Source organism: Clostridium liquoris, from assembly GCF_002995785.1.
Lineage (GTDB): Bacteria > Bacillota > Clostridia > Clostridiales > Clostridiaceae > Clostridium_AO > Clostridium_AO liquoris.
Genome location: NZ_PVXO01000009.1, coordinates 1 through 14,922 on the forward strand (window position 1 = coordinate 1; position 14,922 = coordinate 14,922).

14 protein-coding genes are annotated in these 14,922 nt (G+C 30.1%); 3 read left to right on the forward strand and 11 right to left on the reverse strand.

Annotated elements, in window-relative coordinates; all coding sequences use genetic code 11:
* Window positions 1–173 precede the first annotated feature (173 nt).
* The 6 genes from larA to CLLI_RS02300 all read right to left on the reverse strand — a co-directional run bounded on the left by larA (window position 174) and on the right by CLLI_RS02300 (window position 6,037).
* Window positions 174–1,448, reverse strand: a complete 1,275-nt coding sequence (larA, locus tag CLLI_RS02275) for a nickel-dependent lactate racemase (RefSeq protein WP_106062636.1) — start codon at window positions 1,446–1,448, stop codon at window positions 174–176.
* 27 nt (window positions 1,449–1,475) lie between these two features.
* Window positions 1,476–2,996: an L-lactate permease gene (locus CLLI_RS02280; RefSeq protein ID WP_106062637.1), complete on the reverse strand. Its 1,521-nt coding sequence runs from the start codon at window positions 2,994–2,996 to the stop codon at window positions 1,476–1,478.
* Between the two features lie 254 nt (window positions 2,997–3,250).
* Window positions 3,251–3,943, reverse strand: a complete 693-nt coding sequence (locus tag CLLI_RS02285) for a FadR/GntR family transcriptional regulator (RefSeq protein WP_106062638.1) — start codon at window positions 3,941–3,943, stop codon at window positions 3,251–3,253.
* 229 nt (window positions 3,944–4,172) lie between these two features.
* The gene (locus CLLI_RS02290) at window positions 4,173–4,793 is read right to left on the reverse strand and encodes a ribonuclease H-like domain-containing protein (protein ID WP_242975501.1); all 621 of its coding nucleotides are present in this window, start codon (window positions 4,791–4,793) and stop codon (window positions 4,173–4,175) included.
* A gap of 36 nt (window positions 4,794–4,829) precedes the next feature.
* Window positions 4,830–5,570 (reverse strand): HAD-IB family hydrolase, encoded by a 741-nt coding sequence (locus CLLI_RS02295; RefSeq protein WP_170063624.1) that lies wholly within the window; start codon window positions 5,568–5,570, stop codon window positions 4,830–4,832.
* Window positions 5,571–5,629: 59 nt separating this feature from the next.
* Complete coding sequence (locus CLLI_RS02300) at window positions 5,630–6,037, reverse strand: PilZ domain-containing protein (RefSeq protein WP_170063625.1); 408 nt, start codon at window positions 6,035–6,037, stop codon at window positions 5,630–5,632.
* 160 nt (window positions 6,038–6,197) lie between these two features.
* On the opposite strand from CLLI_RS02300, the gene CLLI_RS02305 reads away from it, so the two are divergent.
* Genes CLLI_RS02305 through CLLI_RS02315 form a run of 3 tightly spaced genes read left to right on the forward strand, consistent with a single transcriptional unit; the run spans window position 6,198 to window position 8,362 of the window.
* Window positions 6,198–6,464 (forward strand): FeoA family protein, encoded by a 267-nt coding sequence (locus CLLI_RS02305; RefSeq protein ID WP_106062642.1) that lies wholly within the window; start codon window positions 6,198–6,200, stop codon window positions 6,462–6,464.
* The gene (gene feoB, locus CLLI_RS02310) at window positions 6,439–8,202 is read left to right on the forward strand and encodes a ferrous iron transport protein B (protein ID WP_106062643.1); all 1,764 of its coding nucleotides are present in this window, start codon (window positions 6,439–6,441) and stop codon (window positions 8,200–8,202) included. Before CLLI_RS02305 ends, feoB begins: the two co-directional genes overlap by 26 nt.
* Before the next feature lie 13 nt (window positions 8,203–8,215).
* On the forward strand, window positions 8,216–8,362 hold the full coding sequence (locus tag CLLI_RS02315; RefSeq protein ID WP_106062644.1) for a FeoB-associated Cys-rich membrane protein: 147 nt from the start codon (window positions 8,216–8,218) through the stop codon (window positions 8,360–8,362).
* 193 nt (window positions 8,363–8,555) lie between these two features.
* On the opposite strand, the gene pflA is transcribed toward CLLI_RS02315, so the two are convergent.
* From pflA to argS, 5 genes are all read right to left on the reverse strand, one after another.
* Window positions 8,556–9,284, reverse strand: coding sequence for a pyruvate formate-lyase-activating protein (gene pflA / locus CLLI_RS02320; protein ID WP_106062645.1), 729 nt, complete (start codon window positions 9,282–9,284; stop codon window positions 8,556–8,558).
* Window positions 9,271–11,493, reverse strand: a complete 2,223-nt coding sequence (pflB, locus tag CLLI_RS02325) for a formate C-acetyltransferase (RefSeq protein ID WP_106062646.1) — start codon at window positions 11,491–11,493, stop codon at window positions 9,271–9,273. Before pflB ends, pflA begins: the two co-directional genes overlap by 14 nt.
* Window positions 11,494–11,709: 216 nt before the next feature.
* On the reverse strand, window positions 11,710–12,093 hold the full coding sequence (locus CLLI_RS02330) for a CBS domain-containing protein (RefSeq protein ID WP_106062745.1): 384 nt from the start codon (window positions 12,091–12,093) through the stop codon (window positions 11,710–11,712).
* Window positions 12,094–12,156: 63 nt separating this feature from the next.
* Window positions 12,157–12,954 carry a ribonuclease H-like domain-containing protein gene (locus CLLI_RS02335; RefSeq protein ID WP_106062647.1) on the reverse strand — a complete coding sequence of 266 codons (798 nt, stop codon included), beginning with the start codon at window positions 12,952–12,954 and terminating at the stop codon, window positions 12,157–12,159.
* Window positions 12,955–13,103: 149 nt separating this feature from the next.
* Window positions 13,104–14,795: an arginine--tRNA ligase gene (gene argS, locus CLLI_RS02340; RefSeq protein WP_106062648.1), complete on the reverse strand. Its 1,692-nt coding sequence runs from the start codon at window positions 14,793–14,795 to the stop codon at window positions 13,104–13,106.
* Window positions 14,796–14,922: the final 127 nt, after the last annotated feature.

The following is a 14,922-nucleotide window of genomic DNA, read 5'->3' on the forward strand; positions in this document are numbered from 1 at the left end:
TAAATGTAATTTTTTTAAAAGTAATCTTTGATTGCTCTTTTTGTCATGCTCTTTTTTATTAATTAAACATTAATCAAACAACTATAAAAATCTTTTAACTTTTACTTGACTTCATATAGTTAGTCTCCAATTTATAATTTAAATGTCTATATATTTAATAAATATTTTATATTCTATTTAACTATTACAGACACACCATCTGGTATCACTGCTACCTTAGCATCATTTCCTTTTATGTTGAAAGCTTTATTTAATGCTTCTTCAAAGGTATAGGCATGGTCCATATGCATATTCTTTATAATTTCAGGATCACACATATCTGTAACCATAATTACTTTATGTTTTGAAAGTATCCTGCATAGTATTTGGAATTCCCATTGATCTGGCACTGTTTTATTTCTTGGTACTTTACCTATTCTATCTAAAAGTTCTTTTGGTGATTTTGCTTCTGATACATTTCTATAAAAGGATTCTCCTCCATGTCCATCATTACATGCCGCCACCATTATTATTATTCCATCCTCTTTACAGGTTGCCTCCGCTGCAGTCATGCCCTTTACTGATTGATATATATTTTGGTCTAATGGATATCCCCCATTAGTTGATATTGCAATATCACATTCCACTTTTTTTACCTCGCATAAGCTTGAAACAAATTCGCAGCCTTTTTTATGAGCATTTTCACTATGCCCTGCCACAGCACAAATTATTTTTTTATTCTCATCCAATACCACATTTAGTATAAAAGCAAGCTTGGCCGATTCTGCTGCGTATAACATATCCCTATGCACCGGATTATCTTTAAGTTTACCTGTTCTAGCATGAGAACTTCCTATAAATTCAGCACAGTGATTTGCCATTATTGTTTCTGCAGCTGCAATTCCTGGTAAAATACTCTTTCTTCCTCCTGAAAAACCTGCAAAAAAATGAGATTCAATAAATCCTTCTGCAATTAAAAGTTCTGTTTCCATGGCTAATTTATTTAAATATAGTTCTCCACCAGAAGGGAGAGTACCCACTCTTACCATGCTTTCTTTATCAAGAGATATATGCATTACTATATTCTCATTTTCCACAATTTCTTTTCCAAACTTGTCTATAAGTTCTTCCTTTGTAGATGGTCTATGAAAACCAGTGGCAATAAGAATCTTTATATCAATATTAGGATTAACCTTTCTAATTCTTCTTAAGAGTATAGGCATGGTTATTCTGCTTGGTACTGGCCTAGTATGGTCACTAGTTATGATTACCATATTATTTTTGCCTTTTACTAACTCCTCTAATTTAGGACTATCTATGGGGTTATCAAGAGCCTCTTCTACTATTTCTTCCTGGCATTTATCTACCTTATATTCTTTCGCTTTTGATTCCAAAACCCCTGCCAAATTTTTATCTGGTATTTCTATTTCTATATTTTTCTTCCAATAGGGTATTTCGATTTTTGCCATATTCTATCACCTCGTCTTTAATATTTTTTAAATTAGGAAGAATGGAGCTCCAAAATATGCTATTAATCCTAATAAGATTACATAAACTAGACAAAATTTAAGTGTAGCATTTAAAATCTTTCCCTCTGCTCCTAATAGTCCTGTGGCTGCTGTTGCTACAGCTATACTTTGAGGAGATATCATTTTTCCTGCAGTAGCTCCTCCTGTATTTGCTGCTGCTAACCAATAAGGACTCATGTTTAAACTTTTAGCCACCTCTACTTGAAGTCCTCCAAAGAGCACATTAGATGAAGTATCACTTCCAGTAACAAAAGTACCTAATGCACCTATCATTGGTGAAAAGAAAGGATAGTATTTACCTGTAATCTTAACCAATATTAAAGCTATAGATTTTATCATTCCACTGTAGCCCATAACTTTTGCCAAGGCTACTATAGATAATATAGTGATAAATGAAGTTCCCATTTGTTTAAAGGTTTTCATTAGCACTTTAAATATTTCTTCAAACTTAGCTCCTTGTATTAATCCTCCAATAAAGGTTGCTATAATGATTAAAGTACCAGGAGTAGCTAACCATGAGAAAATATATGGTTTTCCATCAGGACCTGTGTATATGTTTACCGAAGTTTTTACTGAAGAAAGTATTTCATTTACTTTTGGAAATAATGGACTAGAAATTAGTATAAAGAAAAATACTAGTATAAAAGGCAACCAAGCTATTATACCCTTCTTAACAGGTATGCTTTCCTCTTTTGAAGCTGTATCCTTATAAAAAATCTTTGTGATTAATATAGTAGTAAACATACAACATATACTGCCAAGAATTGCTGGAAGTTCTGCCCCTAAATATTTTGCTGCTAAAACCTCTGGTATTGCAAAAGAAAGACCTGACATTATGGATAAACCCAATACCCCTTTTATTGCTTTTACACTTTTACCTGTAAGCATTACAAGAATTATTGGGACTATAACTATAAGAACTGAAAGTTGAAGTACAACTGCATAACTTAATGTTGCTACGTCTATACCTGTTACTTTTGCAAGGGTAGTAACTGGAATTCCTATAGCTCCAAAAGCTGTAGGGGTAGTATTTGCTATTAAGCATATTATAGCTGCAAATATTGGATCAAAACCAAGAGCTGCCATTATACTTGCTGGAATTGCTACAGCGGTACCAAAACCTGCAATTGCCTCAAGAAATCCTCCAAATCCCCAAGCAAGTATTAAAACTAAAATTCTTTTATCTGTGGTTATGTTTATCATCATCTTTTTTATTATGTCCATGCTTTTTGTATATACGGATAGATTATAAGTAAACACTGCTGCAATAATTACTAACATTATTGGCCATAATCCTAAGGCTGCACCTTCTAATGTTGCAGTTAATGCATCTACTACTGGCATTTTCCAGAAAAACACAGCTAGTATTAAAGTAATTATCAATGTTGTTAAACATGCTTTATGACCAGGAATTTTTAGTATTCCAAGTGATAGGATAAGCCAAACAATGGGTGTCAATGCAATGATAAATTGAACATATTCATTCATTTTTTTGCCCCCTTATTGCTGGTACTATGGTATTATGGTATGACCAGTTATTGTATATATAATATCATAATATTTTAAATATTTCTACTATAGTTAAATTATTAACACTTTCATAATTGAAAGCGTTTTCATATTGTACCACTTCAACCTTATAATTGCTAAACTTATATTACTAAATATAAATAAAAAAATACTCTAAATTTTATATTTCTTCAAAAACATAGAGGACATTGTTACAGTTGTAACAATGTCCTCTACCTTGTCATATACTCATTTGTAAAATCCAAATGTTCTATCATAGCCTTCATAGCTTGCTGTGGATTCTTATTTAATAAAGCTTTATAAATGTTTTCATGCTGCTTATAAAGTATTTCCTTATTCTCTTCTTTTATTAATATATTTTTTCTTGCATCCTTAATAAAAGATTCCATCAAAGAAGATATGGCATTAAAAATACTTAAAATAAGAAAGTTTTTTGATGCTTGGGCAATTTTATAATGAAATTCTCTATCTACACTCACCATTTGCTCTCCTTCTACTAATTCTTTAAACTTTCCCATAAGTAATTCTAACTCTTTCAACTCTTCTTCAGTTATTCTTTCAGCTGCAAGACCTGCTGTTTCTTTTTCTATTATTTTTCTCAATTCCAATATTTCCCCAGGGTTACTATCTTGAAGCATAAACATAATAGAAAGAGGCTCTATTAAGCTATTTTCAAAGCTACTTCTTATAAAATTTCCTTCTCCCTGTTTAGATTCTATAAGTCCTATTATCTCCAAGGATCTTAATGCCTCTCGTATTGATGTTCTGCTAACTTGCAAACTTTCTACCATATCTCTTTCCGAGGGCAGTTTATCGCCTTTTTTTAAAACTCCCTTATTTATCATATCCTTAATTTGATAAATAACTTGTTCATATACTTTTGTATTTTTCACTGGATTAAACAATATTGTTCCTCCATCCTTTTTTAGAGTACAGATTACAGAGCACAGAGTACAGAGCATTTAAGAGTGGACAGTTTAGATAAGAACTAATAGGTAAAAAGTAAGAGTTCATTAACAAATTCAGTAAGGCTGAATTTTCATCACAACTATTACTTCTTAGCTCTTACTTATCTACAAAAACTGTCAATTGTCCTCTGTCAACTGTTAACTAAAAAAAGTGCTTCGCACTTTTTTATATTACTTTTCCCCAATCCAGACACATGTAAAACAAGCTTACTACGTCCTGTTCGTTATAAAGCAATATTTTATCTTTTTTTTCTTCTGGCATTCTATTTATATAATCTTTATCTTTCATCATTTTTCCAAAGGTCTTTGCTAAATTTTGACCACTTATAAGCTCACTTTCTCTTTCTATATTAAATTCTTTTTCTAAAGCCTTAAGTCCTATATTGCTGCCCTTGGCCTTCTCATACTCTCTTTGAATATCTATATGAATAAAATGTTCTTTTATATCAAAATTAATTTCATATTTTTCGAACAAATAATTAATTACCGTAAAATCATTATTACCTGAAAATGTAACTATATATTTTTTATTTTTAACTCTATAGGCATTATCAAAATAATCTCTAGCTAGTTTTAATATTTCCAAAGCATCGGTCTTGTTTTCTATCATATATTGAGTGCTTTTTATTAAATTACTTTCCTCATCATAATAGCAGCAACCAAAAACCCCTATACATACTGGTTTTTTGTAAACATAATGCTCTAGATCAAAAAATATTGCATCTTTATAAATGCTATTATTATTAATTTTTAAAGAAAAATCCTCTATAACATTATCAGGTTTTATACTTCTTTCTCTGAAAATCAATGCTACCACTCTTTTCTAACTTTTTACTTGAATTAAATCTAGATATTCTGGTTTTAAATTATAAATTACATCCTTTCTTTCTACAATAATTCTTATTTTATTTCTAACTTCTGGAGAATTCATAACTTTATTTAATAACTCTCTAGTTGGATTTATGCATAAAGGATACTTTATCATCTGAAACATTGAAAAGTCTCCTGTTGTATCTCCATAGGCATAGCTATTGTCTAAATCAATGCTATACTTTAAAGCTAATTCTTCCATAGCCTTTTTTTTGCTGTTACTATCCCACATAGGTACTACTTCGCCAGTGTATATCTCATTTTTATTCATTACATATATGGTTCCTCTATAATCATCAAAACCATGCTTTAAGCTCATTTCCTTTACTAATTCTATAGGACTGCCTGATATAGTTATTACCATATGACCTTGTTGTTTGTGCCACCTTATTCTATCTCTAGTGAAAGTATAAACTCTATCTCCCTTTTGTGCTACTACATTCTTAGCAATGAACTCCACTTGATATTTGTGCAATCCTTTAATAGCCTCTGTATATATATCTGCCATTTTTAAAAGGTAATTGTCATAATCTCCTTCTCTTCTATCCCATTTTACATATTCAGGTTTTACATCATTATACCATCTTTCTGGTTGAATTATTTCATATTTTATTAGTTTTTTAAATACCTCTGTTATAAGACCTTCCCTATAAAGGGTTCCATCTATGTCAAAAAAAGCTGCTGTCCTTTTCATATTCATCCTCCAAAATATTGATAATATGTATAATGTTCTACTCACTTTACTTTAAAATCTTATCCATCTGATATGGGTATTTGTATACTTTTCTTTACATAATCTTTAATTATATTAATTTGTTCCATGGTCAAAGAAAAGAATTCACAACCAACTAAATAATGTTCATTCATATGGTTAATCCATTTGGCTTCACATAAACACCAAAAGGAAGGATAATTCCCAATTCTCATAGAAAAGGAAATAAAATCTCCCAGTTTAACTGGTACCTTACTTAACAATGATATGCCTGTAGATGAGATATTAATTCCTTTCATCAATGCTTTATTAGATTTATATTTTTCATATAAACTTTCATCATTTATCCTAGGATAGTGAATATCCAAATTAAAAGATGCCCTCTCCCCATGCCTTTTTTCTGGGGTTATATATATATACTGTCCTTTTTTATAAATATTTTTAAGCACTATTATCACCTCGCCATCAGTTCAATTTCGGTCATTAGTTTATGTTTTATTATATCATAAATTTATCTTTAATTATTATATTATTTTATATTGACATGGAAATGCATAAATGATATATTTTAATTGATAATGATAATAGTTTTCAATAAGAGGTGATATCATGAGTATATGTGATTTAAAACCAGGTGAAAAAGCTTTTGTTAAAGGTATATGTGGAAATGAAAAATTATCTAAAAGACTTTTGGCGTTAGGATGTATAAAAGGCACGGAAGTTTCTGTAAAAAAGGTTGCTCCTTTAGGAGATCCTATAATAATAAATTTAAGAGGTTTTGATTTAGCTATAAGAAAAAATGATGCAAAAAATATATCTATCGAAACCTCGGAAAAAATGGAGGTAATATATGATAACTGCTGCGCTATTAGGTAATCCCAATGTTGGTAAAACATCACTATTTAATGCTTTAACTGGCTCTAATCAATATGTTGGCAACTGGGCTGGAGTTACAGTAGAAAAAAAAGAAGGTTTTATCCATGATAAAGTAAAAATAGTGGATCTTCCTGGTATATATGCAATGGATACCTATTCAAATGAGGAAAAAGTGTCAAAAGAGTTTTTAACAAATGGAAATGTAGATGTAATTTTAAACATTGTAGATGCTTCAAATTTAGAAAGAAATCTGTACTTAACTCTTCAACTTAAGGAATTTAATAAACCAATAATACTTTTATTAAATATGGTGGATATCTTAGAAAATAAGGGGATAAAAATAAATTATGAACTCCTTGGAAAAGATTTAAATGTTTCAGTAATCCCTATTTCAGCATCTAAAGGCATAGGTATAGAGAAACTAACCAAATTGCTATTAAATTGTGACTCCTTATGCTCTGATACTGATAATGATTATCACTCTCAAAGCGAAGAAGAAGCTTATAAGTTTATAGAAGACATAGTTAAAAGATCTGTAACTTATGGCAATAAGAGTAAAACCTCTGTAACAGAAAAAATTGATAATATAGTTCTTAATAGATTTCTAGCCTATCCTATATTTTTAGGAATATTATTTTTAATATTTCAGTTCACTTTTAGTTGGGTTGGTCAACCTTTAGCTGATATGTTAGATACTTTATTAAATAATAAATTAATACCTATATTAAATACCTATTTATCTAGTGCTAGCCCTTGGTTTAAATCCTTATTAATTAATGGAATCATAGGTGGTGTTGGATCGGTTATAGTTTTTTTCCCTGTAATTCTTGCATTATTTTTAGGTATTTCTTTTTTGGAAGATAGCGGGTATATGTCAAGGGCTGCCTTTATAATGGATAAGATAATGCGAAAAATGGGCCTTTCGGGAAAAGCATTTATTCCCCTTGTAGTAGGATTTGGATGTTCAGTTCCTGCAATAATGACTGCAAGAACTTTAGAAAGCGAAAAAGATAGGAAGCTTACTGCTTTACTTGTACCACTTATGTCCTGTAATGCTAGACTTCCAGTATATGCTTTATTTGCTTCGGTTTTCTTCCCTGGTAAAGAAACCTTAGTAGTTTATTCTCTATATCTACTTGGAATACTTTTAGCCTTTATTATAGGAATTTTATTTAAAAATACTTTATTTAAAAAAGACGAAGAACCATTTATAATAGAACTTTCTGAATATAAAATGCCTGAGCTAAAGAATCTATTATTGCATACTTGGGACAAAGGAAAGGGATTCTTAAGGAAGGTTGGTACAATTATATTCTCCATATCCGTAATAGTATGGATATTATCAAACTTTAACTTTAAAGGAATGGCAGATATAAATAATAGTTTTCTATCCTATATAGGTAAAGCTATAAGTCCAATATTTAAGCCTTTAGGCTTTGCCTCTTGGCAAAATTCTGTGTCACTTTTAACAGGACTTATGGCTAAAGAAGTAATTGTAGGTTCTATGGGAGTTATTTATGGTGGAAATTTAGTACAAGCTTTACCAAATTATTTTACACCTTTATCTTCCTATAGTTTTTTAGTATTTGTACTTTTATATACCCCATGTGTATCTGTAATTGCTACTATGAAAAAGGAATATGGGCATAAAATGGCTGCATTTTCAGTATTTTATCAATTTACATTAGCTTGGATTATTTCATTTTTAGTTTTCAACATAGGAAGTTTGATTTTTTAGGGAGGTGTTTTATATGATGTTACAAATAATATTGACTTCAGTTATTGTTCTATCTGCTGTTTATATTTTATATAAGAATATAAAATATAAATCTCAAGGAAAATGTGATTGCAGCAGCTGTTCTGCACATTGTCCAAATTATAAAAAAGATTCCCATTAAAAATAGCTGAAATAGCCTTAAAAGTGCTTTTAAACGCTTTTAAGGCTATTTAATTTTTACAATAATTCTCTCTGTAATGCAATGGAGTTTAATCAATAAAACCCTAAACTTATAAAAATGATTACAATGGTGTACAATTTAATAAATAATACAATAGAAAGTAAAAAACTCCATCTGAAGCCAAAAACTCTGTTTATGTTGTTTCTTTATTGCAATCTACAATGAATTGTAGATTATTTAATTTTTCTTCATCCATAGCTTCCGTATGCTTTAATCTGTACGGTATATTTAACTTTTCATATTTAGAAACCCCTAAAGTATGATAAGGAAGAAGTTGAACCTTTTCTACATTGTCTATTCCTTTTATGAATTCTTTTAACTTTAGTATATCTTCTTCGCTATCAGTAATGCCAGGTATCACCACATGTCTTATCCAAACATTATTTTTGCTATTTTTTAGAGCCTTCAAAAATCTATTAAACTCATCCATATTTTGTCCAGTTATATTTTTATATTCTTGTAAATCTACATGTTTTATATCTAATATAACCAAATCAACGTATTTTAATATCTCTTCATAATCTCCATTGCCACAGCCTGACGTATCAATAGCTGTATGAATGCCATTTTCTTTACAAAGTTTTAGTGTTTCTAATAAAAACTCATCTTGCAATAGGCATTCTCCTCCAGAAAAAGTAGCTCCCCCATTGGATCTTTGAAAGTAATGTTTATACTTTAATATCTTCTGTATCAATTCTTTTGGGGATATATCATATCCCCCATCCATATTCCAAGTATCAGGATTATGACAGTAAACACATCTCAATTTACATCCTTGAAAAAAAATTACTGCCCTTATTCCTGGTCCATCAACTAAGCCCATAGTCTCAATGGAATGAATTCTTCCATTACATTCTTTCATGGAATGTTCTCCTTATTACCTCTTCTTGTTGATCTCTTGAAAGTCTGTTAAAGTTAACCGCATATCCTGAAACTCTTATAGTTAAGGTTGGATAATTTTCTGGATTTTCCATAGCATCCATTAGCAATTCCCTATTCAACACATTTACATTTAAATGATGAGCCCCTTGTGAGAAATATCCATCCATTACGCTTACTAAATTATCTATTCTTTCCTCCATCTTCATTCCTAATGCATTAGGCACTATGGAGAAGGTATTAGACACTCCATCTTCACAGTAGCAATAAGGGATTTTAGCAACTGAATTTAATGAAGCAAGTGCCCCTAAAATATCTCTTCCATGCATAGGGTTAGCTCCAGGAGCTAATGCCTCTCCTAGCTTTCTTCCATCAGGAGTAGAACCTGTTTTCTTTCCATACATTACATTTGAAGTAATAGTAAGCACTGAAAGTGTGTGTTTTGCATCTCTATAAGTTGGATTCTTCTTTAGTTCTTCAGAGAACTTTTTAACTAATTCAATTCCTATTAAGTCTGCTTTATCATCATCATTTCCATACTTAGGGAAATCCCCTTCTACTGTAAAATCAACTGCAATTCCATGTTTTCTTATAGGTTTAACCTTAGCATATTTTATAGCACTTAATGAATCTATAGCTACTGAAAGTCCGGCAATACCAAATGCCATAAGTCTTCCTACTTTAGTATCATGTAATGCCATTTGTGAAGCCTCATAAGCATATTTATCATGCATAAAGTGAATAGTATTCATTGTATTTACATAAAGTTCTGCTAGATATTCAAGCACTTTATAATAATTTTTCATTACTTTATCATAATCTAACACTTCATCTTCTATTTTTTCTATATCTGGTACTATAAGTATTCCTTTTTTCTCATCTACTCCACCATTTATAGCTAGTAATAATGCCTTTGCTATATTACATCTAGCTCCAAAAAACTGCATCTGTTTTCCCATTTTCATAGCAGATACACAACAAGCTATACCGTAATCATCTCCATAAATTGGTTTCATTATATCATCATTTTCATACTGTATAGAATCTGTAAGTATGGACATCTTGGCACAGAACTTCTTAAAGTTTTCAGGTAATGCTTCTGACCATAATACAGTCATATTTGGTTCTGGTGCAGGATCTAAATTTACCAGTGTGTGTAAAAATCTAAATGAAGTTTTTGTAACTAATGGTCTTCCATCCTGTCCAACTCCTCCAATGGATTCTGTTACCCAAGTTGGATCTCCTGCAAATAATTCATTGTATTCTGGTGTTCTTAAATGTCTTACCATTCTTAATTTGATTATAAATTGGTCTATTATTTCCTGTGCTTCTTTTTCAGTAATCACATTATTCATTAAATCTTTTTGAATATATATATCTATAAAGGTACTTGTCCTTCCTAATGACATAGCCGCACCATTATTTTCTTTTACTCCTGCTAAATATCCAAAGTAAATAAACTGTACTGCTTCTCTAGCATTTTCAGCTGGTTTTGATATATCTATATCATAGCTTTCAGCCATTTTTTTCATCTTTCCCAAAGCCTTTATTTGCTCGCTTACCTCTTCTCTTAATCTAATGTTTTCTTCTAACATTACACCTTTTATTTCACTTAAATCTTTTTTCTTTTCTTCAATTAAAAAGTCTATTCCATAAAGAGCTATTCTTCTATAATCTCCTATTATTCTTCCCCTGCCATATGCATCTGGAAGCCCAGTTAATACACCAGCACTTCTAGCTCTTCTAGTTTCATCAGTATAGGCATCAAAAACTCCTTCATTATGAGTTTTTCTATACTTAGTAAATATTTCTTCCATTTTAGCATCAAATTCATATCCATACTCATCTAAAGCCTGCTTCGCCATTCTAACTCCGCCAAAAGGGTTCACTATTCTTTTTAGTGGAGCATCTGTTTGAAGTCCTACAATAACTTCACTATCTTTTTTTATATATCCCGGTTCATAACTATCAATACCCGATATTGTTTTAGTATCCACATCTAATATACCTTTTTTCAGCTCTTCTAAGATTAGCTCTCTACTTATTTCCCATACTTCTTTAGTTTTTTCACTTATACCTTGTAAAAAGTTATCTTCTCCGTAATAGGGAGTATAGTTATTTTGAATAAAATTCCTTACATCTACAACCTCATTCCAATTTCCTTTTTTAAATCCTTGCCACTGCTTAAACACTATATTACCTCCTTTTCATACAAGCCCAGCCAATTACCGTATATTATATAATTATTTTATTAATACGTTCATATTGTAACATATATTATTATAAAATTAAGCACAATTATTCGTGATTAGAAGGCAAATTAAAAAATAAGAGTAAATTAGCTTTAATATATAACTAATTTACTCTATTTTTCACTTTAACATGTTAAATTATAATACCTTTTTATGCTATTGTTCAACTTTTTTCATGAGATAATCTACTACGTCCTCAATGGCAATAATACCCTTCACCTTATTATCTTCATCTACTATAGGCATAGCAATAATATTATTATCTCTTAATTTTTCAGCTACTTCTATTAGACTATTACCTAATTTTCCTGTTACAACCTGTTTTGTCATAACCCAATCTACAGGGCATGTATCATAATGTCCTTCTTCAATTAAAAACCTATAGATATCTGCCTTTACTATCATACCAACCAAATGACCAAATTCATCTATTACTGGTGTTCCATTAATTCTATTCTCATTCATAATATCTAAAGCTTTTTTTACAGTATCTTCTGGTCTTACGGTTATTAACTTTGATGTCATTATATCTTCGATAATCATAATCAAACACCTCCTAGCTAAATTATAACATTTTATTTAAGTAAAATGTATAAGTTGGTTTTAATAACTATTTTTAATTATATCCTCTAATTTATCATTATCAACAGTGCCTTTTAAAATGCTATCTATAATCTTAGATGCTGCTTTTTTAGAAATTTTCTTTAGTTTCTTGTCAATCTTTATATTATTTTTTTCCATTAAAAAACTTAAGTATCTTTTCTGTTTCTCAGTTATGGCATCTACCCTCGTAATTTCTTCACTATTATCCACCTTGTAAATTAAATGAAAAATTTGTGGTAGATTTAATACATCTTCATAGTTGTGCAGCATAATCTTTTCTTTTAAATCCTCACTTGAGGTTTGAAGATATTTATTGTATAGTTCTACACTTAATCCGCCATCAATAGTATCTTCTCTTTCTATACCTATAAATTTTTCTACAGTCTTCAAATTACATCTATCTATCCCCAATTGTTTATAATAAGGTCTTATAAGTCTATACAGATCAATATGTTTATTAGGCACATCATATTGTAAATTATTCTTTTGAAATCTGAACTTAATAAAGGGTTCATCAAAAGCTAGTCCATTATATGAACACCAGGTTGCAAATCCCTCTATGTCCTTTCCAAAAGCATTGAGTAATTCCTTTTCTTCATATAAATTCTCAGCATAATATTGTTTTATATTAAAACTTTCTTGATTAATATACCAACCTAAAGATATAAGAATTATATTATCTTCTTCTTTTTTAAAACCTGTAGTTTCTATATCAAAGTAAGCAATGGAATCCATTTTATATTTTTCGAATATATTTACCGGCATGGACACCTTTTGTGTATTTTCTCTTATAATCATTTCTATCCTCCAAACCCTATACTGTACGAACGATTATAATTATACAACAATATGTACACTAATAAAATACTTAATATAAGCTATTTGAACAATTTCATAATAAAAATGCAGAACAGAAGCATAATCTCTACTCTGCATTAAATATAAATTTACATCTTTTCCACTACTTCTATTCCCAGTAGACTTAATCCATTTTTCAATACCTGACAGGTTGCTTCTACAAGCTTTAGTCTTGCTTTTTTTGTTTCTTCATCTTCTGCATTCATTACGCTGTATTGATTGTAAAATTTATTAAAGTTTTTAGCTACATCTATTACATATCTTGTGACTATTGATGGTTCTAATTTATCTATAGAATATAATATAGCATTGTTAAAGCCTTCTAAAGTTTTAACTAATTCAAATTCTTCTTTTGAACTTAATTTGCTGTAATCCACGTCACCAGTAGCAGTTCCTAATTTTCTTAATACACTTTTACCTCTTGCATAGCTGTACTGCACATATGGACCTGTTTCACCATCAAAACTTAGCATTTCATTCCAACTAAATACTATGTCTTTTTCCCTGTTATTCTTCAAATAAGTGAATATTACAGCACCTATGCCTATTTTCTTAGCCACTTCTTCTTTATTTTCTAAATCAGAATTTTTTTCATTAATTATTTCCGTAGCCTTTTCAATGGATTCATTTAATAAATCCTCAAGGAAAATTACTTCTCCTTTTCTTGTTGATAGCTTTCTATCTGCAAATCTTACAAGACCAAAGCCTACATGTTTACAATCATCAGCCCACTGATATCCCATAAGTTTTAATGTAGTAAATACTTGTTTAAAATGAAGAGATTGCTCAAGACCTACTACATATATACTCTTGTAGAAATCATAAGTATTCTTTCTATAGATTGCTGCAGCTAAATCACGAGTTGCATATATAGTTGCCCCATCAGATTTTTTAATTATACATGGAGGCATATTGTATTTATCAAGCATTACAACCTTTGCTCCATTACTTTCAGTAAGCAATCCTTTTTTATCTATTTCCTCTACTACGGCATCCATCTTATCACTATAGAAACTTTCTCCTGTAAAGTAATCAAACTTTACATTTAACATTTTATATACCTTTTGGAATTCCTTTAAACTTAAATCCCTAAATCTTTTCCAAAGCTTTACTTCCTCTTCTGAACCTTCTTCTAATTTCTTAAAATGCATTCTTCCCTCTTCTTCCAAGGATGGATCCTTTTCAGCTTCATCATGGAACTTAACATAAATTCTAAGTAATTCTTTTATAGGTTCTTTTTCCAATGCCTCTTCATCTACCCATCTTTTATAAGCAGATATCAGCTTACCAAATTGAGTTCCCCAATCTCCAAGATGATTTATTCTTACACAATTGTATCCTTGGAATGACATTATTTTATATAATGAATTTCCTATAGATGTACTAAATAAATGTCCTACATGGAAAGGCTTAGCTATATTTGGTGAGGAATACTCAATGACTATATTTTTGCCTTTTCCTATTTCTGAGGAACCATATTTTTCTCCTTCAGTAATTATTTTTTCAATAGTTTCTTTTGTAAATACAGCTTTATCTACAAAGAAATTCAAATAAGATCCTATATTTTCTACTCTTTCAAAGCCATCTTTATTAATGCTTTCTTTAAGATCAACAGCTATCATGTTAGGTGCCTTTCTTAAAACTTTAGCTAATTGAAAACAAGGAAATGCAAAGTCTCCCATTTCAGCCTTTGGTGGTATTTCTATTAGTTCTTCAATTTTCTCTAAGGGCAATTCTATTTTTTCAGCTATTCTTTCTGCTACTAACTTTTTATAGTCCATTTAAAAACCCTCCTAATGTTTAAATAATAAATTATAAATAAGAAATAATAAATATAGATAAAATTCACTTAGTGAATTTTTTATGATTCCATATTTAGAATTTTTACAAGAAAATTCTTTCCTTATC

What these genes read in the sequence shown, in the direction of transcription:
- CLLI_RS02295 (WP_170063624.1), bottom strand. Translation starts at nt 5,570, where the DNA reads ATGAAAAGGACAGCAGCTTTTTTTGACATAGATGGAACCCTTTATAGG.
- larA (WP_106062636.1), bottom strand. Translation starts at nt 1,448, where the DNA reads ATGGCAAAAATCGAAATACCCTATTGGAAGAAAAATATAGAAATAGAA.
- feoB (WP_106062643.1), top strand. Translation starts at nt 6,439, where the DNA reads ATGATAACTGCTGCGCTATTAGGTAATCCCAATGTTGGTAAAACATCA.
- CLLI_RS02335 (WP_106062647.1), bottom strand. Translation starts at nt 12,954, where the DNA reads ATGATTATAAGAGAAAATACACAAAAGGTGTCCATGCCGGTAAATATA.
- argS (WP_106062648.1), bottom strand. Translation starts at nt 14,795, where the DNA reads ATGGACTATAAAAAGTTAGTAGCAGAAAGAATAGCTGAAAAAATAGAA.
- CLLI_RS02280 (WP_106062637.1), bottom strand. Translation starts at nt 2,996, where the DNA reads ATGAATGAATATGTTCAATTTATCATTGCATTGACACCCATTGTTTGG.
- CLLI_RS02315 (WP_106062644.1), top strand. Translation starts at nt 8,216, where the DNA reads ATGATGTTACAAATAATATTGACTTCAGTTATTGTTCTATCTGCTGTT.
- pflA (WP_106062645.1), bottom strand. Translation starts at nt 9,284, where the DNA reads ATGAAAGAATGTAATGGAAGAATTCATTCCATTGAGACTATGGGCTTA.
- CLLI_RS02305 (WP_106062642.1), top strand. Translation starts at nt 6,198, where the DNA reads ATGAGTATATGTGATTTAAAACCAGGTGAAAAAGCTTTTGTTAAAGGT.